Source organism: Janthinobacterium sp. FT14W, from assembly GCF_009208755.1.
Classification (GTDB): domain Bacteria; phylum Pseudomonadota; class Gammaproteobacteria; order Burkholderiales; family Burkholderiaceae_D; genus Janthinobacterium; species Janthinobacterium violaceinigrum.
Genome location: NZ_WFLL01000003.1, coordinates 126,819 through 149,212 on the forward strand (window position 1 = coordinate 126,819; position 22,394 = coordinate 149,212).

Consider the following 22,394-nt stretch of genomic DNA (forward strand, 5'->3'; position numbering starts at 1 on the left):
AAGTGAGCCTTGTTGCCTCGCGAACCGTAGCGAGCGGATGCGCGGCGTGGCCGAGAAGCGCAGCTCTACGAAGGTACAGCGAGCATCGCCGGCCGCGCCCCGCGCCGCGCAGTAGGTTCCCGAGGCAAGCAACCGATTAGTAGCGGTAGTGGTCGGGCTTGTATGGACCTTCCGTGCGCACGCCGATGTAGTCGGCTTGCTCTTGCGTCAGTTCCGTCAGCTGCGCATTCAACTTTTTGAGTTGCAGGCGGGCGACTTTTTCATCGAGGTGTTTCGGCAAGGTGTACACGCCGACCGGGTAGTTGGCCGTGTTGGCGTACAGTTCGATCTGCGCGATCGTCTGGTTGGCAAACGACGAGCTCATCACGTACGACGGGTGGCCCGTGCCGCAACCGAGGTTGACCAGGCGGCCTTCGGCCAGCAGGATGATGCGGCGGCCCGACGGGAAGATGATGTGGTCGACTTGCGGCTTGATGTTTTCCCACTCGTATTGTTTCAACGAAGCGACGTCGATTTCATTGTCGAAGTGACCAATGTTGCAGACGATGGCCTGGTCTTTCATGCGCGTCAGGTGATCGTGCGTCAGGATATGGTAGTTGCCCGTGCAGGTGACAAAGATGTCGCCGTGTTCGCATGCGTAATCCATCGTGACCACGCGGTAGCCTTCCATCGCCGCCTGCAGTGCGCAGATCGGATCGACTTCCGTCACCCACACTTGCGCCGACAGGGCGCGCATGGCTTGCGCCGAACCTTTGCCCACGTCGCCGTAACCGGCGATGACGGCCACTTTACCGGCGATCATCACGTCGGTGGCGCGCTTGATGCCGTCGACCAAGGATTCGCGGCAGCCGTACAGGTTGTCGAATTTCGATTTCGTCACGGAATCGTTCACGTTGATCGCAGGGAAAGCCAGCTTGCCTTCCTTGTGCATCTGGTACAGGCGGTGCACGCCGGTGGTGGTTTCTTCCGTCACGCCCAGGATTTCCGGCAGGCGCTTCGAATACCAGGTCGGGTCGGCCAGCAAGTGCTTCTTGATCGAGTTGAACAGGCAGATTTCTTCTTCCGAACCGGGGTTGGCCAGCACCGACAGGTCGGTTTCCGCGCGCACGCCCAGGTGCAGCAGCAGGGTGGCATCGCCGCCATCGTCGAGGATCATGTTCGAGTAGACAGCCTTGCCGTCCACGTTCGGCCATTCGAAGATGCGGTGCGTGTATTCCCAGTAGTCGTCCAGCGATTCGCCCTTGACGGCGAACACAGGGGTGCCGGCGGCAGCGATGGCGGCGGCGGCGTGGTCTTGCGTGGAGTAAATGTTGCACGATGCCCAACGCACTTGCGCGCCCAGTGCTTCCAGGGTCTGGATCAGCACGGCAGTCTGGATGGTCATGTGGATGGAACCGGTGATGCGCGCGCCTTTCAAAGGCTGCGCTGCCGCGAATTCTTCGCGGATGGCCATCAGGCCAGGCATTTCCGTTTCAGCAATCTTGATTTCTTTGTCGCCCCATGCGGCCAAGGTGATATCGGCGATGGTGTAGTCGTATTGCGATTTGAGTACGGCGTTCATCACGCCCTCCTTTCAGTTGTTGAAAAAGGTACGTGAGCGCGGTTGCAGGATATTCCGAGCCTGGCGAATTTCTTCGTCGCAACGCTCCTCGGACACGGGATTTTAACATTGCCAAGGCCGCCGCGCCAGCCTGTTTGTACGGCATTGCCACGCGACAACACATAAAAAAAGCGCCCGTGGCCAACAGGCCGGGACGCTTTTCTTGCAAATCCGACTAGATTACTTCAGGCCGGCGGCGTCGCGCAGCAGGGCGACCTTGTCCGTGCGTTCCCACGTGAATTCCGGCTCTTCGCGGCCGAAGTGGCCGTAGGCGGCGCTCTTCTGGTAGATCGGACGCAGCAGGTCCAGCATTTGCACGATGCCTTTTGGACGCAGGTCGAAGTGCGCCAGCACCAGCTTGGCGATTTCCGCGTCGGGAATCACGCCCGTGCCTTCCGTGTAGACGGTGATGTTGATCGGCTTGGCCACGCCGATGGCGTAGCTGACCTGCACCTGGCATTGGCGCGCCAGGCCGGCGGCGACGATGTTTTTCGCCACGTAGCGGGCCGCATACGCTGCCGAACGGTCGACTTTCGACGGGTCCTTGCCCGAGAACGCGCCACCGCCGTGCGGGGCTGCGCCACCGTAGGTGTCGACGATGATCTTGCGGCCGGTCAAGCCGCAATCGCCTTGCGGACCGCCGATGACGAAACGGCCCGTCGGGTTGACGAGGAATTTCGTGTCCGTCAGCCATTCGCGCGGCAGGATGGGCTTGATGATTTCTTCGATGACCGCTTCTTCGATCTGCGAGTGCGAGATTTCCGGCGCATGCTGGGTCGACAGCACGACCGTGTGCACGCCGACGGGGCGGCCATCGACGTAGCGCAGGGTCACTTGCGATTTCGCGTCCGGACGCAGCCATGGCAAACGGCCATCCTTGCGCAGCTGCGACTGGCGCTCGACCAGGCGGTGCGCGTAGTGGATGGCGGCGGGCATCAGCTCGGCCGTTTCATCGCAGGCATAACCGAACATCAAGCCCTGATCGCCAGCGCCTTGATCCAAGTCAATCCCCGCACCTTCATCGACGCCTTGCGCGATGTCCGGCGACTGCTTGTCGTAGGCCACCAGCACGGCGCAACCCTTGTAGTCGATGCCGTATTCCGTGTTGTCGTAACCGATGCGTTTGATGGTTTCGCGCGCAACTTGAATATAATCCACATTGGCGTGAGTGGTAATCTCGCCAGCCAGCACCACCAGGCCCGTGTTGCACAGGGTTTCGGCAGCCACGCGGGCGGCTGGATCCTGGGCCAGGATGGCGTCAAGGATGGCGTCGGAAATTTGATCGGCAACCTTGTCGGGATGGCCTTCCGAGACGGATTCGGAAGTGAAGAGATAGTCGTTTGACATTGCAAGCTCCTGTTTACTATGTGAATGTTCTGTCGCAGTAAAGAGGATTTGCCTGCGACGCTTTAGCGAGATTTATATTCCGCATCGCAAGTTGTCTATTAACTCAGCGGTTACTGCATACGTGGTATTTTACGCTTCTTAAAAAATTTTGGCACAGCAACACGCCATTCCTGGAAACCGCTTATTCATGTTAGTCCCAATTTTCCGCTTCTTATCCATCTTTCCCCTGCCCGTCCTGCATGGCCTGGGCGCTGCGCTTGGCTGGGTGATTTACGCCATTTCACCTTCCTACCGGCGCCGCATGCGCGAGAACATGCAGGGTGCGGGGTTTTCGCAACACTTGCACACGGCCGTGGCCGAAGCGGGCAAGAGCGTGCTGGAATTGCCCTTCATCTGGTGCGCGCCGGCCGAGCGCGTGGCGCGCCATGCGACGGTGGAAAACTGGGAGCTGGTGGAAAAAGCCCTGCAGCACGGCCGCGGCATCGTCTTCCTGACGCCGCACCTGGGCTGCTTTGAAATCGTCGCCCAGCAGATCGCGCTGCGCACGCCGCTCACCGTGATGTACCGCCCGCCCAAGCGCGCCGCGCTCAAGCCCTTGATCGAAGGGGCCCGCGCGCGCGAAAACCTGATGCTGGCGCCCGCCAATATGTCGGGCGTGCGCATCTTTGCCAAATGCCTGAAAAAAGGCCAGCCCATCGGCCTGCTGCCCGACCAGGTGCCGCAGGAGGGCGAAGGCGTGTGGGCCGATTTCTTCGGCCGCCCCGCCTACACCATGACCCTGCCGGCCAAGCTGGCGCAGATGGGCGGCGCCGAAGTCATCATCACTTACGCCGAGCGCCTGCCGGGCGGACGCGGCTACGTCGTGCACTTCGTGCCGTTTACCGAGTCGCTCGATAGTACCTCGGCGGAACAGGCGCGCACCATCAATGCGGCCATGGAACAGTTGATCGCGCGCAGCCCCGCGCAATATTTGTGGAGCTACAACCGCTACAAGGTGCCGCGCGGCGCGCCGCCGCCCGCGCCGGCGGCGGCCGAGGCAGCCAAGGAGCAGGCATGAGACTGCTGATCGCCTTCATGTGGCTGCTGCACTGGCTGCCCTTGCCCATCCTGGGCCGCTTCGGCGTGGCCGTCGGCAGCCTGTTGTTCATCGCCATGCCCACGCGGCGCAAGATTGCCCTGACGAATCTGCGCCTGTGCATGCCGCAATTGTCGGAAGCCGAGCGCGTGGCCCTGGCGCGCCAGCATTTCCAGGCGTATTCGCGCAGCGTGTGGGAGCGCAGCATCCTGTGGTGGTCGTCGGAAGAACGGCTGAACCGCCTGATCAAGAAGGTGCCCGCCTTCCCGGGCCAGCAGATCGCGGCCAAGCCCACCATCCTGCTGTGTCCGCACTTCGTCTGCCTCGACGTGGCCGGCGCCGCCACGGCCATGGAAATTTCCGCCTCGTCCATGTATGTGCAGCAAAAGAACGCAGCCTTCGACCAGGCCCTGCGCAACGGCCGTTCGCGCTTCAAGCCGCCCAAGCTGTTTACGCGCCAGGACGGCATCAAGACGATTTTGCGCGCCCTGCGCGACGGCCTGCCCTATTTCATGCTGCCGGACATGGATTTCGGCGAAAAGGATGCGGAATTCGTGCCCTTCTTCGGCGTACCCGCCGCCACCCTGACGGCCACGGCGCGCCTGGCGCTGGCCGCCAAGGCGCAGGTCATCCCCGTCATCGCCACCTTTCTGCCCAATTACCAGGGCTGGAAAGTGACCTATTACCCGGCGTGGGACGATTACCCGGGCGACGACATCACGGCCGCCACGCGCCGCATGAACGAATTCATCGAGGAACGCGTGCGCGAAGCGCCGGCCGAATATTTCTGGACGCATAAGCGCTTCAAGACGCGTCCCGAAGGCGAAGCCTCGTTCTATAACCAGCACAAGTGATACGGCAGACCATGAAAATCCACTTTACCAAAATGCATGGCGCCGGCAATGACTTCATCGTCATCGACGCCATCAACCAGGACATCGATTTCACGCCGGGCCAGTGGCAGCGCCTGGCCGACCGCCGTTTCGGCATCGGCGCCGACCAGATCCTCGTGGTGGAAAAGCCGCGCCTGCCCGGCTGCGACTTCCGCTACCGCATCTACAACAACGATGGGGGCGAAGTGGAGCAATGCGGCAACGGCGCGCGCGCCTTCGTCAAGTTCGTCAGCGAAAAAGGCTTGTCCGACAAGACCAGCATCCGCGTGGAAACCATGGCCGGCATCATCGCGCCCCGCCTGGAGATCGACGGCAGCATCACGGTCGACATGGGCGCGCCCGTGCTGGAACCCGCGCTGGTGCCGTTCGATGCGGCTGGCCTCGCTGGCGTAACGGAAGGCAAGGACACCGTGTGGCCGCTGGACCTGGCGCTGCCGGGACTGACGGCCCCCGTGCTGGTGTCGGTCGTGTCGATGGGCAACCCGCATGCCGTGCAAGTGGTCGACGATGTCGACGCGCAAGACCTGGAACAATCGGGCCCGCTGATCGAACACCACCCGCGCTTCCCCCGCCGGGTCAACGCGGGCTACATGCAGATCGTAGACCGCCAGCACGTGAAACTGCGCGTGTACGAGCGGGGCGCGGGCGAAACCCTGGCGTGCGGCACGGGCGCCTGCGCCGCCGCCGTGGCCGGCATCATGCGGGGCCGGCTCGATTCGCCCGTGCGCATCAGCGCGCGCGGCGGCGAACTGTCGATCGCCTGGCAAGGCCCGGGCCATCCCGTGCTGATGACGGGTCCGGCCGTCACCGTCTTCGAAGGCGCGATCGAGCTATAGGCAGCGCGGCAAGCCGTTCTACATCATGCCGCCAGGAACTGCTGTTCCTGCGCGACATCCAGCTCGGCCAGGTAGCACTTCAGCCGGTACAGGCGCTGCCGGTAATTGCCTTCCGGTCCCGTCACGCCGCAATCGACGCGCTCGAACAGGCGCACCACCTGATCGAGCAGCTGGCGCTCCTGCGCCGTGCGGATCAGCGCCAGGCGCCGCTTGCCGCGCCCATGCGTGGCGCTGATATCGATCAACAGACAATGTCCCTGGTCGGCCGCATGGATATCGAGCAGCAGCGCCTCGGCACGCGACAAATGAAAGCGGCGCGCCAGTTCCAGCCGCGCTGCCAGCAGGGGGTGGCTCTGGACCAGCTGGCGCAAGTGCCCGTCGGCATGCAGCGCGGCGCACTGGCCCCAGTCGCCGGATTCGCCCTGCGGCGCGATCTTCGCCAGCGCCGCCTCTGCTTCGCTGCTGCCCTGCGCCTGCGCCTGCAGCAGCCAATAGGCGGCCCGCACATCGCTGTTGACGCCGTCGCGGCGGTTGCGCCAGGCATGCATGCCGCACTCGAGCTGGGCCGGACCATGTCCCAGGTCGGCCGCGCGCTCCAGGCAGGAATGGGCTTCGACCACATTGCGCTGGGAAAATTCCGGTTTCGTATAAATACGCGACAGCACGAACCAGGCTTCGGCCAGTCCCTGCTCGCCCGCCTGCGTCAGCCAGCGCACGGCCCGCTTGAAATTGGCGGCGCCATGGCGCGTGGCCAGCCGCTGGCCATGGGCATCCATGCGCGCGTAGCCGAGTCCCAGCTCCAGCTGCGCCGTGCGGTCGCCGCCATGCGCGGCCAGCTCGCAGCACTGCCAGCCTTCCGCATCGCCGCCAGGCGCCAATGCCTGCGCGCAGCGCGACAGCAGCAGCACCTGCTGCGCGTCGAGGCTGATCGTGCGCGCAGCGGCCGCCGCCTGCCGCTGCAGCAGCTCGCGCGCCAGCGGCAAGGCTTGCGCCAGGAATCCCCCATGGTCGCCCTGGCTCCAGGCCTGCTCCAGCCCCGCGTACAGCGGCGCATCGCCATCGAAAGCTTGCTCGCCAGCAAGGTTGGCATCCGGCAGCGCGGCGGCGGACGCGCCTCCCTGCATGGACAACAACCATTGCGCATCGGGCAAGCCGGCGCGCACGGCGGCGTCCAGCGCCAGGCGCGCCTTGGCGCGCAAGGTTTCGCAACTGCTGGCGGCATTGCCCAGCACCAGTTGCGCCAGCACCAGCCCGGCCTGCACCAGGCCCGCATCGAACGCCTGCGCGTAATAGGGAATCAGCGCCTTGGCTGCCGGCTGCGCCACTTCGAAAGGCACGTGCGTGCCAATCAGCATGCACGCTTCCTCGCTATCCTCCTGGGCCGCCCGCGCCAGCCAGTGCAAGGCTGTCGGCAAGCTTTGCGGCACCCCCTGGCCGAACAGATACACGCGTCCCAACGCCAGCTGGCACGCCACGTCGCCTGCACGTGCACCCTTGATCAATCCTAATGTTTCGCGATTTGCCATCGATTCTCGATATTGAGTCAATGATTCTAATAATAGTGAGCCGTCTCCAGACCCATCAGTGCAGGCCGTCCCTTAGTGTAACGTCCTTGTGTCATAAATCCGCCAAAGCCGGCTGAAGAACTTGATTCAACGCAACAATGCCCAGGCCCGGACACGCCAAGATGACAGGGTGCAGCGACCATGGCGACGGGAGAATGCTTGCCATCAGTACAAGATCGGCAGAAACCGCGCGTTACAAAAATACAACAGGGCCATGGATTTATGACGCTTTTCACCAATCTTTTCACGCATATTTGACCAATCCCGCACGTCTTGCGCGCCGACGAATTAAGGTTGATTCATCGAAACGCGCCAGTTCGCGTATTTCAATCTGCTCGGATCTCGGACGGAACTCACTTTTAATAGGGAATAAGACATGAAAAAATCACTCGTTGCCCTCGCACTCTTCGGCGCCTTTGCCGCAACCGCACAAGCGCAGTCGTCCGTCCAAATCTACGGCACGATCGATGCAGGCCTGGCCAAAGCGACTGGTTCGACCACCGCCGTCACCAAGCGCGACAACAACAAACTGGGCTTCAAGGGCACGGAAGATCTGGGCAATGGCTTGAAAGCTATTTTCCAACTGGAAATTCGCTATGAATCCGACACCGGCACCGTAGAAAACACCTCGGGCGCCAATTCGCGTCCGCTGTTCCAGGGTCAAAGCCGCGTCGGCCTGCAAGGCGACTTCGGTACCGTACGCCTGGGCCGTGGCCTGACCGCTTTCCAGGAAACGAGCACCAGTTTCGAACCATGGTCGGGCATGCCTACGCCAGCCGGTTTCCAGACCGACCTGACCGTCGCCGGCTACACCAGCGATCCGCTGAGCGCGCCAGGCAACTCGCGTAACCGCTTCTCGAATGCCGTGTTCTACAACTCGCCAGTCATCAGCGGCTTCCAGTTCAACGCCACCGTGGCGGCCAAGGAAGCGAACAACAATGCCGCCGTCGCCGCCACCGTGCGCAACCTGACGACGAATGCCACCGGCAACTTCGCGCTGCCAGCCAACGTGGTGCCAGCATCGAACCCGTACTCGGTGTCGGCAACGTACAACAACGCCCAGTTCGCCGCCATGGCTGCCTACGAGCGTAACGGCGTGCAAGCCAAGCTGTGGTCGGTAGGCGCATCGTTCAATCCAATCTCGGAATTGAAACTGATGGCAACCTACCAGCACCAGGATGACGGCGATTTCAAAATCGTCAATACCGACACCAAGTCGTGGGTGCTGGGCGCCAACTATGACGTCGGCCCAGGCAAGTTCCGCGCAGGCTACGGCCAGAAAACGCCGGACGGCGTAGCCAAGACCAAGCAAGCATCGCTGGGCTACGACTACAATCTGTCGAAGCGTACCTACCTGTACGCAGATATTTCGAACAAGAAATCGGCCAGCGCCACCAACTACAACAACACCACCTCGGTCAACTACATCGGCCTGGGCGTACATCACAACTTCTAATGCCCCGCAGCTCACCCGCCACGGGTGATTGCTGAGCAAGGAATGCAAGGCGGCATGGGCAACCATGCCGCTTTTTTCATGCGCGCGCGGAAAATGCACGGGCGCCCTGCCCTTTGCGCCTATGCCGCCGCACTCTCGGTTAGAATGAAGCGTTCACCTTTCACTGACAGATATTCTCAATGACCGCCACACTCGATTCCAGCACCGTCGCCCAGTACCTGAGCGAGCATCCGACTTTCTTCGAAGAGCACACCGCGCTGCTCGGCGAGGTCAAGCTGAGCAGTCCGCTGACGGGACGCACCATCTCGCTGCAGGAACGGCAGATGGAAGTGATGCGCGACAAGTACAAGGCGCTGGAACTGCGCATGTCCAAGCTGAGCCGCCTGGCCGAGGAAAATGGCGACATCGCCAGCAAGTTCCACGGCTGGAACCAGGCCATGCTGCAAGTACGCAACGACGCAGACATGCCGCGCGTGCTGGTCGACGCCTTGCAAAGCAATTTCGACGTGCCTTATGTCAGCCTGCGCCTGTGGCAAGTGGTGCCGGAACAGGCGAATGGCTGGTTCACGGAAGATGTCACGGCCGACGTGCGCATGTTCGCCAACAGCCTGCAAGCGCCGTACTGCGGCAGCAACCGCGATTTCGAAGCCGTGCACTGGCTGCAGGCCGACAAGATCGAATCGACCGTGATGATCGCCCTGCGCGCGCCCGGCACCACGGGCACGTTCGGCTTGCTGGTGCTCGGCTCACCCGACAGCGAACGTTTCACGTCCAGCATGGGCACCGACTTCCTCGTGCATATCGGCGCCACGGCCAGCGCCGCCCTGGCTGCGCTGCGCGCCGGCGCGCCAGCCTGACAAGCATGGGCGAGACGCGCAGCAAGGCCGAATGGCTGGCCAGCTACCTGGCGCAGCTGGCCACGCAGCGCAAGCTGTCGCCGCACACGCTGGACGCCTACGGACGCGACTTGCGCGCCTTGCTGGAACTGAGCGGCAACACGCCCTGGACGGCCCTGGCGCACAATGAAGTGCGCCGCTACACGGCCAAGCTGCATGCCGGCGGCCTCGACCCGCGCTCGATCGCCCGCAAGCTGTCGTCCTGGCGGGGCTTTTTCAACTGGCTCAGCGGCGAGACCCAGCTCGATGCCAACCCCGTCGACGGCATCCGCGCACCCAAGCGGGCCAAGACCCTGCCCAGAGCCCTGTCGGTGGACGATGCCGTGCGCCTCGTGGCGCCCGCGCAACACCAGCAAGGTGCCGCCGAGCCGGAACAACTGTGCAACCGCGCCATGTTCGAGCTGCTGTATTCGAGCGGCTTGCGCGTCTCCGAACTGACCGGCCTGGACACCCATTACTGCAAGGCCGAGAACGGCCAGGACGCTTCGCTGGGCTGGCTGGACCTGGCCAGCTTTGAAGTCATCGTCACGGGCAAGGGCAGCAAGATGCGCAAGGTGCCCGTCGGCAAGGCGGCCCTCGTGGCCTTGACTGCCTGGCTGGCCGTGCGCCCGCCAGCGGCCGATGGCAGCGCCGCCCTGTTCCTCAGCACGCGCGGCACGCGCATCTCGCCCCGCGTGCTGCAGCTGCGCCTGAAGGCGCATGCGCTGGCCACGGAGATTCCCGCGAATGTGCACCCGCACGTGCTGCGCCACTCGTTCGCGTCGCACGTGCTGCAATCGTCGGGCGACTTGCGTGCCGTGCAGGAAATGCTCGGCCATTCCAGCATCACCTCGACCCAGGTCTACACGGCCCTCGACTTCCAGCATCTGGCGCACGTGTATGACCAGGCGCACCCGCGCGCCAAGCTCAAGTAAGCGCCCCCGGCCCCTTGCCAACCTGATCCATATCAAGCGACTCGGCGCCCATTTGCAAGATTTTGCAAAATTCCGGCATAATCGTCCGCATTCGTCCGCTTGCGCGGGGGCACCACCGATTACAGCATAGGCATCCTTCATGGCACTGATTCCCACCACCATCCTCACCGGCTTCCTGGGCGCAGGCAAAACCACCTTGCTCAACCGCATACTGCAGGAAGACCATGGCATGCGCATCGCCGTGATCGAAAACGAGTTTGGCCAGGAAAACATCGACAACGAGATCCTGGTGCAGGACAGCAACGAGCACATCATCGAGATGAACAACGGCTGCATCTGCTGCACGGTGCGCGGCGACCTGATCGTGGGCTTGACGGAACTGGCGCGCAAGCGCGACGCCGGCTTGCTGGCGTTCGACCGCGTCGTCATCGAAACGACGGGCCTGGCCAATCCCGGCCCCGTGGCGCAAACCTTCTTTGTCGACGAAGAAGTGGGCAGCCACTACATGCTCGACGCCATCCTCACGGTGGTCGATGCGCGCCATGCCATGAAGCAACTCGATGAATACGAAGAAGCCCAGCGGCAAGTGGGCTTTGCCGACAAGCTGCTGCTGTCGAAAACCGACCTCGTCAGTGAAGACGACGTGACCGCGCTGACGCGCCGCCTGAAGCGCATCAACCCGCGCGCACCCATCGCCAGGGTCGATTTCGGCCGCGCCCCGCTGGCCGAAGTGCTCGACATCCGCGGCTTCAACCTGAACGAAAAACTGGAACTGGACCCGGACTTCCTGGCCACGGAAACGGCCCACGTGCACGATCATGACCACGCGCACGAACATGATCATGAGCATGCGCATGCCGGCGAGAACGCACATCATCACGAGCACAGCGACGCCTGCGCCACCGACTGCGGCCATGCCGACCACCACCACGCGCAGCACAGCGACGATATCGCCGCCTTCGTTTTCAAGAGCACGCAACCGTTTGACAGCGCCAAGCTCGACGAGTTCCTCGGCGGCCTGGTGCAAGTGTACGGCCCGCGCATGCTGCGCTACAAGGGCGTGCTGCTGATGCAGGGCGCGGAACGCAAGGTGGTCTTCCAGGGCGTGCACCAGCTGATGGGCAGCGACCTGGGCGCCAAATGGGGCGAGAATGAAGTGCGTGGCAGCAAAATGGTGTTTATTGGCAAAAATCTACCAAAAGACATTTTTATTCGCGGACTCGAACAATGTTTGGTATAAACTAACCGGGTTTTGCAAAGTATCCGTTGCAAAGCAGAAACAAAAGGGAAAGTTAAGCACGCTTTCCCGCTGTCTGACACGCATCTTGCTGGTATAAACCAACAGGTGGCCGCCTCTGATCGGCAAGTCAACAAATCGGGATGGCAATATAAAGCAAAGCGTGCCAAAATCAGCGACGAAAACGGCCCATGTCGTTCGCCTGTCATGAAATGCTGGCAAACTGCCGCTGGCCGCATGCCAGGCATGCAACCGATCCACCCAACACGCCCGTTGACGCGCGCATAGCGCGACTGGCATAGAGCGGTAAAAAGTTATCAACACGGCAAATATAGCCGGCCGGTAGTCCTGGCCGCCGCCGGCAAGCCAAGGTCGCAAGCAGTACATCCGGACAGCAATGCCCAGCGGAACCTGTACAGTTGCTCGGCATCGCCGCATCAACTGATCAATTTGAAAACTCTGTCGTATCGAAGGTAAGCGAAGTTATGACCAAAACTAATAAATCGACCCCGGCCGCCAACCAAGACATCCCTCTCATCAGCGAAGACCAAATTCGCGCCATGAGCGAAGATGACTACATGAATCCGGCACAACTGGCATTCTTCAAGGCACGCCTGCAGCAGCTCGAAAAAGACTTGCTGAAAAACGCCGGCGAAACCACGGAACACTTGCGTGAAACCGTGCTGGTCCCGGACCCTGCCGACCGCGCCACCATCGAGGAAGAACATGCGCTGGAACTGCGCACGCGCGACCGCGAACGCAAATTGCTGAAGAAAGTGCAGCAATCGATCGCCAGCATCGACGCCGGCGACTACGGCTGGTGCGAAGAAACGGGCGAGCCTATCGGCATCCCCCGCCTGATCGCCCGTCCGACCGCCACCCTGTCGCTGGAAGCCCAGCAACGGCGCGAACTGAAGCAAAAACTGTACGGCGACTGATCGCCCTTCCCTCGCGCAGCCGCCCCGGCGACCCCGCGCTGACGAATCAAAAAAGCACACAACCTGCGTTGCGTGCTTTTTTTTCGTCCCGCGCCGACTACACTGAAGCAGGCACGGCAGCGGCAAGTCCCGCTTGCAATTGCCTTTTCCATCCCCACTTTTGAGCCATGGGCGCGCAAGCGCATGACGCTGCACGCATCGGCACGAATCTTTTGAGGTCACTATGGAACAATTTCACGGCACCACCATCCTCTGCGTCCGGCGCGGCAAGCAAGTCGCGCTGGGCGGCGACGGCCAGGTAACGTTGGGCAACATTGTCATGAAGGGCACGGCCCGCAAGGTGCGCAAGTTGTACCAGGGCAAGGTCCTGGTCGGCTTTGCCGGCGGCACCGCCGACGCCTTCACCCTGCTCGACCGTTTTGAAGGCAAGCTGGAAAAACACCAGGGCAACCTGCTGCGCGCCTCCGTCGAACTGGCCAAGGACTGGCGCACGGACCGCGTGCTGCGCCGCCTGGAAGCGATGCTGCTGGTGGCCGACAGCGAGTCGACCCTGGTCATCACGGGCAATGGCGACGTGCTGGAGCCGGAAGACGGCATCGGCGCCATCGGCTCGGGCGGCACCTATGCCCAGTCGGCCGCCAAGGCGCTGCAGGAAAACACGGACCTCTCGCCGGCCGAAGTGGTCAGGAAATCGCTGACCATCGCTGCGGAACTCTGCATCTACACGAATATGTCCCACATCATCGAGACCCTGGACTAAGAGTCCCCGAGAAAACGCCCATGGCTGCGTTGCCTGGCCTGGGCGTACAAAAAGGTACTGCCTGCGGCCAAGCGCCTTGCCCTGAACGTTTTTCGGGCACTCTACGCAAAAGAAAGATAGAAAGCCAACTATGATCATGAACATGACCCCGTCGGAAATCGTCACCGAACTCGACAAGCACGTGGTGGGCCAGGCCAAGGCCAAGCGCGCCGTCGCCATCGCCCTGCGCAACCGCTGGCGCCGCCAGCAGGTGGCCGAGCCCCTGCGCCATGAAATCACGCCCAAGAATATCCTCATGATCGGCCCCACGGGCGTCGGCAAGACGGAAATCGCGCGCCGCCTGGCCAAGCTGGCCGAGGCGCCCTTCATCAAGATCGAAGCGACCAAGTTCACGGAAGTGGGCTATGTGGGGCGCGACGTCGACACCATCATCCGCGACCTGATCGACATCGGCATCAAGCAGACGCGCGCACTGGAAATGAAGAAGGTGCGCGCCCGCGCCGAAGACGCGGCGGAAGACCGCATCATCGACATCCTCGTGCCGCCGGCACGCGACTTCGGCTTCACGCCGAATACGGCGGCGGCCGTGGACAGCGGCAGCGGCGACAGCACGCGCCAGACCTTCCGCAAGCGCTTGCGCCAGGGCGAGCTCGATGACAAGGAAATCGAGATCGAACTGGCCGAAGCGGGCCCGCAGATGGAAATCATGGCGCCGCCGGGCATGGAAGAAATGACGGAGCAGATCAAGTCCATGTTTTCGGGCGTGGGCGGGCAGCGCAAGAAGGCGCGCAAGGTCAAGATCCGCGAAGCCTTGAAACTGCTGGTCGAGGAAGAGGCGGCCAAGCTGGTCAACGAGGACGAGCTGAAACAGAAGGCCATCCAGAACGTCGAGCAGAACGGCATCGTCTTCCTCGATGAAATCGACAAGATCGCCTCGCGCTCGGAATCGGGCGGCGCCGACGTCTCGCGCGCGGGCGTGCAACGCGATCTGCTGCCGCTGGTCGAAGGCACGACCGTCAACACCAAGTACGGCATGATACGCACGGACCACATCCTGTTCATCGCCTCGGGCGCCTTCCACCTGTCGAAACCGTCGGACCTGATCCCGGAACTGCAGGGGCGCTTCCCCATCCGCGTGGAACTGGAATCGCTGTCGATTTCGGACTTCGAGCGCATCCTGACGAGCACCGACGCCTGCCTGACGATGCAGTACGAAGCCTTGCTGGCGACGGAAAACCTGAAGCTGCAATTTGCGCCGGAAGGCATCACGCGCCTGGCGGAAATCGCCTACTCGGTAAACGAGCGCACGGAAAACATCGGCGCGCGCCGCTTGCACACGGTGATGGAAAAACTGCTGGAAGAAGTGTCGTTTACGGCCAGCGAAGGCAGCAACAGCACGGAAAACGTGCTGGTGATCGATGCCGCCTACGTCAACGAACGCCTGGAAGCGCTGTCGGTCAACGAAGACCTGTCGCGCTACGTGCTGTAATCAGGGAGGGGACCGATGGCAAACAAGGCATTGGCGACGCGGCAGAAAATGCAGTTCCGCGTCGAACCCTCGCAAAAACCGCGCAACCCCGTCGCCACGGCCGCCCTGCAGCGCGCCGCCGGGGCGCACGTAAAAACCGTGTCAGGCCAGCGCCAGCAGGAAAAACGGCTGCTGGCGAAATTGCTGTTGAAAGTGGAAACAGATAAATAGGCCGCCCGCGGACACCCCGTTTCCGGGGCGTCCGCCATCAGGCCATCATTGCCGGCCGCCTGCCGTCAGAAACGGTAGGACGCGCCCAGCGAAAACATGTCGACCTTGGTCGTCTGCTTGCTGCTGTACTTGACCGGCACGCGGTCCCAGTCGAGGTGCAGCGACCAGTTCTGGTTCAGCGCGTACGCCGCGCCGATGCCGTAGGTCAGGCCGATCTTGTCCTTCTTGTCCGAACCGCCGCCCAGATAATCGACCTTGCCCTGCGTGTAGGCCGCACCGGCGCGGCCGCTCAGGGTAAAGGCGTCGAACTGGTAGCCGAGCACGCCCTGCATGCCAAGGCCCGTGAACTTGCCGCGGCCGGCGCGCTTGCCGGCGCCCGTGTCGAAGCCGGACTTCACTTCGCCCCCCATATACCCCACCAGCTCAATCGAAGGCAGGGCCACGCCGCCCTGAAACGGCAGCGCGTCGAAACTGTAACCCACGTAGGCCTTGCCGTTGCGCTTGCTGCTTTTGTCGCAGTCGCTTTGTCCCGGCACGCAGTCGAGGCCGGTACTGGCGCGAAAGCCGTAGCTGGCGCCCATGTAGACGGGGCCCGGCGCAGGATCGGCAGCCGAAGCATGCAAGGGAGCGATGGCGGCCAGCGCCAGCAGCGCTGCGGGGAAACGTAATTTGAAGGACATGAATAACCTCTACAAGTGGATGAGTGCCTGGTTGTAGCGCGCCGTGCGAGCCACAAGCGGGAGTGTCATCTCTTTTGCCGGAAAGTACTATCACCTTGTGCAAAGTGCCATTAAGGGCTACATTCGGTACCGTCAACCGCTACCAAACTTGTAAAAAAGGATATCTCGTGAGTTCACCCGAACTGGTTTTACGCGTGCTGCGCACGCAATTGCGCGCCGCCGGCATCACGTACAAGGTATTGGCCGAGCGCATCGCCATGAGCGAATCGAGCGTCAAGCGCATGTTTGGCCAGCACGACATGTCGCTGTCGCGCCTGGCCCTGATCTGCAAGGCCTCGGGCATCGCCATGGAAGACGTGCTGCGCGGCGCGGCCGACATCACGCCGCATGCCGACACGCTCACCCTGGTGCAGGAAAAGTCGCTGGTCGCGCATCCGCGCCTGCTGCTGGTGGCGATCTGCTGCCTGGGCCACTGGAGCCTGGAGCAGGTGGTGGAAACGTATGCGCTGACGCAGGCCGAATGCATCGGCTGCCTGGCCGAGCTGGACCGGCTGGGCTTGATCGAGCTCAAGCCGCTGAACCGCTACAGCCTGCGCGTCTCGAACGCCTTCCACTGGCTGGCCGACGGCCCGGTGCAGCAGTACTTCCGCGAACACGTGGTGGCCGATTATTTCAGCGGGCATTTCGACGGCGCCGGCGAAACCCTGATGTGCATCCCGGCGCGCCTGTCGCTGTCGAGCGCGCAGGAACTGGTGCAGAAAATCCGCCAGTTGGCCGAGGAACTGGCGCGCCTGCACCAGAACGACCGCCGCCTGGCGCCCGCCGAGCGCGACGGCTTTACCCTGCTGCTGGGCTTTCGCTCATGGGAATTTGCCGCCTTCACGGCCCTGCGCCGCAGCACGGCGTCCGCCGCCCCGGCGGCGCCCTACCAGACCGGTCCCAGGAACAGGTAGAAGGTGCTCTCGCCGCCCTTGGACGCGCCCGACGCCACGTACACGGGGCCGAAGCGGGTATCGACGGAGATGAAGGCGCTGCTGGCCTGCGTGAACTTGCTGCTCTTCCAGCGCTCGTTCTGGTCGAAGCCGCCACCCATTTCCAGCGAAAAGCCGGCCCGCACGGCGCCGCCGAGGGTGCTGGGCAGGGAACCGATGCGGCGCGCCATCACCACCCTTGCCAGCGCGATGCTGCGCCCGCTCACGGATTCAAAATCCGTGCCGGACAGGCGCAGGAAGCCGCCCAGGCTGAGCGGTGCCTCGCCCCGCTGCGCACGCGCCCATTCACCATACACATGGCCGGCCCAGTTGCCATAACCGAAAGCCTTCAATGCCGTCAGCGAAGAGCGGCCCAGCGCCGCTTCGCCCGAACCCGTAGTCGAGGCGCGCGTCCAGGTGGCGTCGAGCAGCGTGCCGCGCGTAGGGAAACCGGGCGAATCGAGCGTATCGACGCGGAACTGCACGTACTGCGTCGTGCCCAGCGCGCGCGACTCGGGAAGCGTGGGATCGGCCGGTATCGCCAGCTTGCCCTTGATCTCCGTGCGCGTGACACCGAACTGCAGATCGCCCCAGGTGCCGAACTCGCGTCCCAGTACCAGCGCCGCCGTCTGGCCGTTGTACGTCAGGCGGGCGCTGCGCCGGCCCTTGTCGAACAGGTCCGTCGCCGACGAGGCGTATTGCAGCTGTGGCGCGATATACCACGGATTGCCGGCGCCCAGCGGCTGCCAGAACTGCACACCATAGCCGCGCGCATTGCCGATCTGCGCCGTGCTGCGCAATTCGCCGCCCCAACTGTTCAGGTTCGAACGCACATGCAGCAGCTTCAGGGCGAAGCTGTTGCTGTCCCTGAAATCGCTGGACAGCTCCAGGCCCACGCGCAGGCGGCTGCTGGCCCACGGCGCTTCGACCGCCTTGATGGTGACGGCGCGCTGGTCGCCGGAATCGACCACTTCCGTCTCCACGCGCGCCACGTCGCCGCGGCCATACAGCCTGGCCGCCGCCTTCAGCACATCGTCCTGGCTGACGCTCTGCCCTTCCACCAGGCCCGATTGCGCCTGCAGGATGCGCGGATTGATATCGCCCTCGCTCTCCACGGCCAGGCGCGTGAGGGGCAGGGCCACGTCCAGCAAGGCGGGCGCCGCCAGGCGCAGCTGCTCGCGCGCCGCATACTGTTCCGGCGGCAGGGCCAGCGGCGCCAGGCGAGCGGCCAGCGCCTGCGCCGCCTGTTCGCCGGCGCGCATGGCGCGCGCATAGTTTTCAAAGTCGAGGAAACTGACGCCCGTCAGGTCCGGCGCCACCAGGATATCCTGCGGACGCAATTCCTTGAGCGAACGCTGCACGTTCTGCTCCGTGAGGATCTGCAGCATCTGCTGCGCCACGCCGATGGCGCTGCCCAGCTCTTTTTCCGGCGCCAGCGGCGTGCCCACGTTGACGGCGATGATGATGTCGGCCCCCATGGCGCGCGCCATGTCGACGGGCAGGTTGCGCACCAGGCCCCCATCGACCACCAGCCGGTTGTTGACGCGCACGGGGGCGAACACGCCCGGCACGGCCAGCGACGCGCGCATCGACAGGAACAGCGGCGTGTCGACCAGCTCCACCAGCTCGCCGTTGACCAGGTCGGAGGCCACCGAGCGGAAAGGCAGCGGCAGCTGGCTGGCGGGACGGTCGCGCATGCCGGCCGGCAGCAGCCGGTTCAGCGCCATTTCCAGCGCCGCATTGCTGGCCGCGGCGGGCGGCGTGGAAATGCCGTTGCGGCTGGTGCCGAATTCGATGCGCGACGGCAGCAGCAAGTCTTCCTCGCGGCGGCGGAACGCCAGTTCGTCGCGCGGCGGCCGGTCGGCCACCACGCGCGCCCAGTTGGTCTCGCGCGCCATGTTTTCCAGGTCCGCCACGGAAGCGCCGGCCGCATACGCGCCGCCCACCACGCCGCCCATGCTGGTGCCCACCACCATGTCGATCGGCACGTGCAGCTCCTTGAGCACTTTCAGCACGCCGATATGCGCCAGGCCGCGCGCGCCGCCGCCCGACAGCACCAGGGCGATGCGCGGACGCTGCGGCACGGGTGCGGGAACGGCCAGGGCGGGAGCGGAAGGAACGGAGACAGCGGGGACGTCAGCGGCGGCGCCAGCCTGCGGCAACGCGCACAGCGCCGCCACGCAGCCTGCTGCCAGGACGGCACGGATCGAAAACATGAGGACTCCTGTCGCGATGGCGGCACGGCGCCATCAGCATGATGGTAATGGGGTAACTCCGAAAATCAGCTCAATTCGACGGCGGCGGCAGGCTGCTGGTCACTGGCGGCGCCGGCATCATGGTGGCCGGACGCTGCTGCTCCATCGGCAGCGGCGGCGGCACCAGGTTCGTGGCCGGCGCAGGGGCCGGTGCCGGTACCGGTGCCGGCGTGGCGGACACTTGCGCCGGCAAGGCCAGCGCCTTGTCGTCGGCCACCAGGTCGATGCGCTTGCTCACGCCGCCATCGCGCAGCAGCACGTGGCGCGCATGCACTTCCTGCACCGTCACGCCGGGCACCACCTCGGCACCTTCCGGCAGGGCCACGGACGGCTTGCCATCGGTCGAGATGATGGCCACGCTGCCGCGGCCAGTGCTGGCGGCCACCACGCCCTTGAGCTGGTAGTTGCTGGCCGTGGCCACGCTGACCTGGCCGCCGAACAGCGAGGCGCCCGCCTCCACGCTGGCATCCTGCACCACCGGTATGGCGGGTGGATTGATGGGGCGCTGCGGCGCCTTGAACAGCTGCATGGCCCAGTAGGCCAGTGACACCGACAGCGCCACGACGGCGAGCAGACTTGTAATTTGGGGCAAACGCTTCATGGCTTCCTTGGATTCTTATCTTACGAGCTGATTGATTTCGATAATCGGCATCAGCACGGCCAGCACGATCAGCAGCACCACCACGCCCATCGCCAGGATCAGGGCCGGCTCCAGCAGGCCGGCAATGGTGAGCGTGCGGCGTTCCAGGTCCTGTTCCTGCGCGCTGGCGGCGCGTTCCAGCATGGCCGGCAGCTCGCCCGTGATTTCACCGGCGCGTATCATGTGGATCAGCATGGGCGGAAAATGCTTTTGCGCCGACAGTGCGCGCGCCAGGCTGACGCCCTCGCGCACGGCGCCGCTGGCTTCCTGCACCAGTTCCTGCATCGCCACGTTGGTGAGCGTGTCGCGGCTGGTGTCGAGCGCGCGCAGGATCGGCACGCCGGACCCCGTGGTGATGGCCAGGGTGCTGGCAAAGCGGGCCGTATTCAGGCTGCGCTCGAATTTCCCATACATGGGTGCCGTCAGCAGCCAGGTATGCCAGCGCCGTTTCAGGGCCGGCTGCTGCAGCGCGCGGCGCCAGGCAAACCAGGCGCCGGCCAGGAGCACGGCCACGACGAGGCCATAGTTGCGCACGAAGTCCGACAGCGCCAGCATGATCAGCGTCAGCATGGGCAGCTTTTGCTTGGTATTGGCGAACACGGAAACGATCTGCGGCACCACGTAGGTGAGCAGGAAGATCACGATGGAAAACGCCACCACCGTGACGATGGCCGGATAGGTAAAGGCCAGCTTGACCTTCTGCACCAGCGCATTGCGCCGCTCGATGTAGTCGGCCAGGCGCGACAGCACGCGCGACAAATGGCCGATCTGTTCGCCCGACGCCACCAGGGCCCGGTAAATTTCCGCGAAATCGCGCGGGTGGCGCGCCAGCACGTCGGAAAACGCGGCGCCGCCGATCACTTCGGAGCGGATCGAGGCGATCAGGTCGCGCAGGTAGGGCCGCTCGGCCTGTTCCAGCAGCGCGGAAAACGCCTGCTCCAGCGGCAGGCCCGCTTCCAGCAGGCTAGCCAGCTGGCGCGTAAACAGGGCCAGTTCGGTGCTGGACAGGCGCTCGCCGAAGCCGCGCCGCCTGGTCACGCCAGCGGCGTCGACCTGCGCGGCGATCGGCTCGACGGCCAGCGGCACCAGGCCCTGCACGCGCAGCTCGGCGCGCGCGGAACGGGGACTGTCGGCATTAAGCACCCCCTTGCGGGTGGCGCCTTGCGCGTCGACGGCTTCATAACGGAATGCGGGCATGGTGGCGGGCCTAGTCTTTGGTCACGCGCAGCAATTCTGCCTGCGTGGTGGTGCCGTCGCGCAGCCAGCGTTCGCCGTCCTCGCGCATGCCCGTCATGCCGTCCTGCAGGGCGACGGCGCGCACCTCCGCTTCCGAGGCGCGGTTGTGGATCTGCGCGCGGATCTGCTCCGTCGTGCGCAGCAGCTCGTACACGCCCACGCGGCCCTGGTAGCCCGTCTGGCCGCAATGCTCGCAGCCGACGGCCTGCCAGTACTGGCCATCGAAGGTTTTGCAGGAGCCGCACAATTTGCGCACCAGGCGCTGCGCCAGCACGCCCAGCAGCGACGACGACAGCAGGAAGGGCTCGATGCCCATGTCCAGCAGGCGCGTGACGGCCGCCGAGGCGTCGTTCGTGTGCAGGGTCGCCAGCACCAGGTGGCCCGTCAGCGACGCCTGCACGGCGATCTGCGCCGTTTCCAGGTCGCGGATCTCGCCGATCATGATCACATCGGGATCCTGCCGCAGGATCGCCCGCAGCGCCTTGGCAAAGGTCATGTCGATGCGCGGGTTGACTTGCGTCTGGCCCACGCCGGCCAGGTCGTACTCGATCGGGTCTTCCACCGTCAGGATATTCGTGGTCGTCGCGTTGAGCATCGACAGCGCCGCATACAGGGTGGTGGTCTTGCCCGAGCCGGTAGGCCCCGTGACGAGCACGATGCCGTGCGGCTGCGTGATCAGGCCATCGAACTGCTGCAGCATGGGCGCGCTCATGCCCAGGTGCTGCAGGTCGAGGCGGCCCGCTTCCTTGTCCAGCAAACGCAATACGGCCCGTTCGCCATGCCCGGTGGGCAGGGTCGAGACGCGCACGTCGACGGGCTTGCCGCCCACGCGCAGGGTGATGCGGCCGTCCTGCGGCAAGCGCTTCTCGGCGATGTCAAGCTGCGCCATGATCTTGATGCGCGAAATCAGCGAACCGTGAATGGCCTTCCTTGGGCGCACGACGTCGCGCAGGCTGCCGTCGATGCGGAAGCGCACGACGGACGTCTGCTCGAACGGCTCGATGTGGATATCGGACGCGCCTTCGCGCAGCGCCTGCGTCAGCAGGGCGTTGATCATGCGGATCACGGGCGCATCGTCGGACGACTCGAGCAAGTCCTCGATGGCCGGCACGTCCTGCAGCAGCTTGGTCAAGTCCAGGTCGGCGTCGAATTCATCGGCCATCTGCGACGCGTCGCCGCCGCCGCCCGCGTAGGCGCCGGCAATCGCCGCATCGAGGTCGCCGCGCGGCAGCACCGTCAACTGGATCTGGCCGAAACGGCGCGACACTTCGGCGATGGCCGCCGGCGCCGTCGATGCCGCCACCAGCACCTCGACGGGAGCGCCGTCCTGCGCGCCGGGCCGGGCCAGCAGGCCGAAATCGCGCGCGTAGGCGTAGGGAAGCAGATTGCTCATGGC

At 64.1% G+C, this 22,394-nt stretch carries 20 protein-coding genes and 1 riboswitch; of the genes, 12 read left to right on the forward strand and 8 right to left on the reverse strand.

The genetic code is table 11. From position 1 onward, the window contains the following. Positions 1 to 136 precede the first annotated feature (136 nt). Together ahcY and metK are read right to left on the reverse strand one after the other, a co-directional pair. A complete protein-coding gene (ahcY, locus tag GCN74_RS04090) occupies positions 137 to 1,561 on the reverse strand; it encodes an adenosylhomocysteinase (RefSeq protein WP_152255448.1) in 1,425 nt (474 codons plus the stop codon). A gap of 27 nt (positions 1,562 to 1,588) precedes the next feature. Next, positions 1,589 to 1,657, reverse strand: a riboswitch (S-adenosyl-L-homocysteine riboswitch). A 123-nt stretch (positions 1,658 to 1,780) separates the two neighbouring features. Next, positions 1,781 to 2,947: a methionine adenosyltransferase gene (metK, locus tag GCN74_RS04095; protein ID WP_152255449.1), complete on the reverse strand. Its 1,167-nt coding sequence runs from the start codon at positions 2,945 to 2,947 to the stop codon at positions 1,781 to 1,783. A gap of 187 nt (positions 2,948 to 3,134) precedes the next feature. On the opposite strand from metK, the gene GCN74_RS04100 reads away from it, so the two are divergent. Genes GCN74_RS04100 through dapF form a run of 3 tightly spaced genes read left to right on the forward strand, consistent with a single transcriptional unit; the run spans position 3,135 to position 5,751 of the window. Continuing rightward, on the forward strand, positions 3,135 to 4,004 hold the full coding sequence (locus GCN74_RS04100) for a lysophospholipid acyltransferase family protein (protein WP_152255450.1): 870 nt from the start codon (positions 3,135 to 3,137) through the stop codon (positions 4,002 to 4,004). Beyond that, positions 4,001 to 4,876, forward strand: coding sequence for a lipid A biosynthesis acyltransferase (locus GCN74_RS04105; RefSeq protein ID WP_152255451.1), 876 nt, complete (start codon positions 4,001 to 4,003; stop codon positions 4,874 to 4,876). Before GCN74_RS04100 ends, GCN74_RS04105 begins: the two co-directional genes overlap by 4 nt. A gap of 11 nt (positions 4,877 to 4,887) precedes the next feature. Further along, the gene (gene dapF, locus GCN74_RS04110) at positions 4,888 to 5,751 is read left to right on the forward strand and encodes a diaminopimelate epimerase (RefSeq protein WP_152255452.1); all 864 of its coding nucleotides are present in this window, start codon (positions 4,888 to 4,890) and stop codon (positions 5,749 to 5,751) included. A gap of 23 nt (positions 5,752 to 5,774) precedes the next feature. Here dapF and GCN74_RS04115 read toward each other — a convergent pair whose 3' ends face one another. After that, positions 5,775 to 7,277: a tetratricopeptide repeat protein gene (locus GCN74_RS04115; RefSeq protein ID WP_152255453.1), complete on the reverse strand. Its 1,503-nt coding sequence runs from the start codon at positions 7,275 to 7,277 to the stop codon at positions 5,775 to 5,777. Positions 7,278 to 7,692: 415 nt separating this feature from the next. On the opposite strand from GCN74_RS04115, the gene GCN74_RS04120 reads away from it, so the two are divergent. The 8 genes from GCN74_RS04120 (at position 7,693) to GCN74_RS04155 (ending at position 15,216) form a co-directional block, all read left to right on the forward strand. After that, positions 7,693 to 8,772, forward strand: coding sequence for a porin (locus GCN74_RS04120; protein WP_152255454.1), 1,080 nt, complete (start codon positions 7,693 to 7,695; stop codon positions 8,770 to 8,772). Positions 8,773 to 8,951: 179 nt separating this feature from the next. Beyond that, positions 8,952 to 9,629 (forward strand): DUF484 family protein, encoded by a 678-nt coding sequence (locus GCN74_RS04125; RefSeq protein WP_152255455.1) that lies wholly within the window; start codon positions 8,952 to 8,954, stop codon positions 9,627 to 9,629. A gap of 5 nt (positions 9,630 to 9,634) precedes the next feature. After that, positions 9,635 to 10,582 carry a tyrosine recombinase XerC gene (locus GCN74_RS04130; protein WP_152255456.1) on the forward strand — a complete coding sequence of 316 codons (948 nt, stop codon included), beginning with the start codon at positions 9,635 to 9,637 and terminating at the stop codon, positions 10,580 to 10,582. Between the two features lie 139 nt (positions 10,583 to 10,721). Continuing rightward, a complete protein-coding gene (locus GCN74_RS04135; protein WP_152255457.1) occupies positions 10,722 to 11,822 on the forward strand; it encodes a CobW family GTP-binding protein in 1,101 nt (366 codons plus the stop codon). Between the two features lie 482 nt (positions 11,823 to 12,304). Continuing rightward, positions 12,305 to 12,757, forward strand: coding sequence for an RNA polymerase-binding protein DksA (gene dksA, locus GCN74_RS04140; RefSeq protein ID WP_034753066.1), 453 nt, complete (start codon positions 12,305 to 12,307; stop codon positions 12,755 to 12,757). A 223-nt stretch (positions 12,758 to 12,980) separates the two neighbouring features. Then, on the forward strand, positions 12,981 to 13,517 hold the full coding sequence (hslV, locus tag GCN74_RS04145; RefSeq protein ID WP_076565072.1) for an ATP-dependent protease subunit HslV: 537 nt from the start codon (positions 12,981 to 12,983) through the stop codon (positions 13,515 to 13,517). A gap of 136 nt (positions 13,518 to 13,653) precedes the next feature. Further along, positions 13,654 to 15,006: an ATP-dependent protease ATPase subunit HslU gene (gene hslU, locus GCN74_RS04150; RefSeq protein ID WP_152255458.1), complete on the forward strand. Its 1,353-nt coding sequence runs from the start codon at positions 13,654 to 13,656 to the stop codon at positions 15,004 to 15,006. Positions 15,007 to 15,021: 15 nt separating this feature from the next. Beyond that, positions 15,022 to 15,216: a hypothetical protein gene (locus GCN74_RS04155; protein WP_034753063.1), complete on the forward strand. Its 195-nt coding sequence runs from the start codon at positions 15,022 to 15,024 to the stop codon at positions 15,214 to 15,216. Between the two features lie 65 nt (positions 15,217 to 15,281). On the opposite strand, the gene GCN74_RS04160 is transcribed toward GCN74_RS04155, so the two are convergent. After that, the gene (locus tag GCN74_RS04160; protein ID WP_152255459.1) at positions 15,282 to 15,896 is read right to left on the reverse strand and encodes an outer membrane protein; all 615 of its coding nucleotides are present in this window, start codon (positions 15,894 to 15,896) and stop codon (positions 15,282 to 15,284) included. Positions 15,897 to 16,063: 167 nt separating this feature from the next. On the opposite strand from GCN74_RS04160, the gene GCN74_RS04165 reads away from it, so the two are divergent. After that, complete coding sequence (locus GCN74_RS04165; protein WP_226938855.1) at positions 16,064 to 16,849, forward strand: helix-turn-helix domain-containing protein; 786 nt, start codon at positions 16,064 to 16,066, stop codon at positions 16,847 to 16,849. On the opposite strand, the gene GCN74_RS04170 is transcribed toward GCN74_RS04165, so the two are convergent. The 4 genes from GCN74_RS04170 to gspE all read right to left on the reverse strand — a co-directional run bounded on the left by GCN74_RS04170 (position 16,822) and on the right by gspE (position 22,391). Beyond that, complete coding sequence (locus GCN74_RS04170) at positions 16,822 to 19,083, reverse strand: patatin-like phospholipase family protein (RefSeq protein ID WP_152255460.1); 2,262 nt, start codon at positions 19,081 to 19,083, stop codon at positions 16,822 to 16,824. The two genes, GCN74_RS04165 and GCN74_RS04170, sit on opposite strands and share 28 nt — an antisense overlap. Before the next feature lie 70 nt (positions 19,084 to 19,153). Further along, the gene (locus tag GCN74_RS04175; protein ID WP_152255461.1) at positions 19,154 to 19,723 is read right to left on the reverse strand and encodes a type II secretion system protein N; all 570 of its coding nucleotides are present in this window, start codon (positions 19,721 to 19,723) and stop codon (positions 19,154 to 19,156) included. 15 nt (positions 19,724 to 19,738) lie between these two features. Further along, positions 19,739 to 20,959, reverse strand: coding sequence for a type II secretion system inner membrane protein GspF (gspF, locus tag GCN74_RS04180; protein WP_152255462.1), 1,221 nt, complete (start codon positions 20,957 to 20,959; stop codon positions 19,739 to 19,741). A gap of 10 nt (positions 20,960 to 20,969) precedes the next feature. Then, entirely contained in the window at positions 20,970 to 22,391 is a 1,422-nt protein-coding gene (gspE, locus tag GCN74_RS04185) for a type II secretion system ATPase GspE (RefSeq protein WP_152255463.1), read from the reverse strand. Positions 22,392 to 22,394: the final 3 nt, after the last annotated feature.

Excerpts from the sequence above, each read along its gene's own strand:
- ahcY (WP_152255448.1), bottom strand. The coding sequence starts at position 1,561 with ATGAACGCCGTACTCAAATCGCAATACGACTACACCATCGCCGATATC.
- metK (WP_152255449.1), bottom strand. The coding sequence starts at position 2,947 with ATGTCAAACGACTATCTCTTCACTTCCGAATCCGTCTCGGAAGGCCAT.
- GCN74_RS04100 (WP_152255450.1), top strand. The coding sequence starts at position 3,135 with ATGTTAGTCCCAATTTTCCGCTTCTTATCCATCTTTCCCCTGCCCGTC.
- GCN74_RS04105 (WP_152255451.1), top strand. The coding sequence starts at position 4,001 with ATGAGACTGCTGATCGCCTTCATGTGGCTGCTGCACTGGCTGCCCTTG.
- dapF (WP_152255452.1), top strand. The coding sequence starts at position 4,888 with ATGAAAATCCACTTTACCAAAATGCATGGCGCCGGCAATGACTTCATC.
- GCN74_RS04115 (WP_152255453.1), bottom strand. The coding sequence starts at position 7,277 with ATGGCAAATCGCGAAACATTAGGATTGATCAAGGGTGCACGTGCAGGC.
- GCN74_RS04120 (WP_152255454.1), top strand. The coding sequence starts at position 7,693 with ATGAAAAAATCACTCGTTGCCCTCGCACTCTTCGGCGCCTTTGCCGCA.
- GCN74_RS04125 (WP_152255455.1), top strand. The coding sequence starts at position 8,952 with ATGACCGCCACACTCGATTCCAGCACCGTCGCCCAGTACCTGAGCGAG.
- GCN74_RS04130 (WP_152255456.1), top strand. The coding sequence starts at position 9,635 with ATGGGCGAGACGCGCAGCAAGGCCGAATGGCTGGCCAGCTACCTGGCG.
- GCN74_RS04135 (WP_152255457.1), top strand. The coding sequence starts at position 10,722 with ATGGCACTGATTCCCACCACCATCCTCACCGGCTTCCTGGGCGCAGGC.
- dksA (WP_034753066.1), top strand. The coding sequence starts at position 12,305 with ATGACCAAAACTAATAAATCGACCCCGGCCGCCAACCAAGACATCCCT.
- hslV (WP_076565072.1), top strand. The coding sequence starts at position 12,981 with ATGGAACAATTTCACGGCACCACCATCCTCTGCGTCCGGCGCGGCAAG.
- hslU (WP_152255458.1), top strand. The coding sequence starts at position 13,654 with ATGAACATGACCCCGTCGGAAATCGTCACCGAACTCGACAAGCACGTG.
- GCN74_RS04155 (WP_034753063.1), top strand. The coding sequence starts at position 15,022 with ATGGCAAACAAGGCATTGGCGACGCGGCAGAAAATGCAGTTCCGCGTC.
- GCN74_RS04160 (WP_152255459.1), bottom strand. The coding sequence starts at position 15,896 with ATGTCCTTCAAATTACGTTTCCCCGCAGCGCTGCTGGCGCTGGCCGCC.
- GCN74_RS04170 (WP_152255460.1), bottom strand. The coding sequence starts at position 19,083 with ATGTTTTCGATCCGTGCCGTCCTGGCAGCAGGCTGCGTGGCGGCGCTG.
- GCN74_RS04175 (WP_152255461.1), bottom strand. The coding sequence starts at position 19,723 with ATGAAGCGTTTGCCCCAAATTACAAGTCTGCTCGCCGTCGTGGCGCTG.
- gspF (WP_152255462.1), bottom strand. The coding sequence starts at position 20,959 with ATGCCCGCATTCCGTTATGAAGCCGTCGACGCGCAAGGCGCCACCCGC.
- gspE (WP_152255463.1), bottom strand. The coding sequence starts at position 22,391 with ATGAGCAATCTGCTTCCCTACGCCTACGCGCGCGATTTCGGCCTGCTG.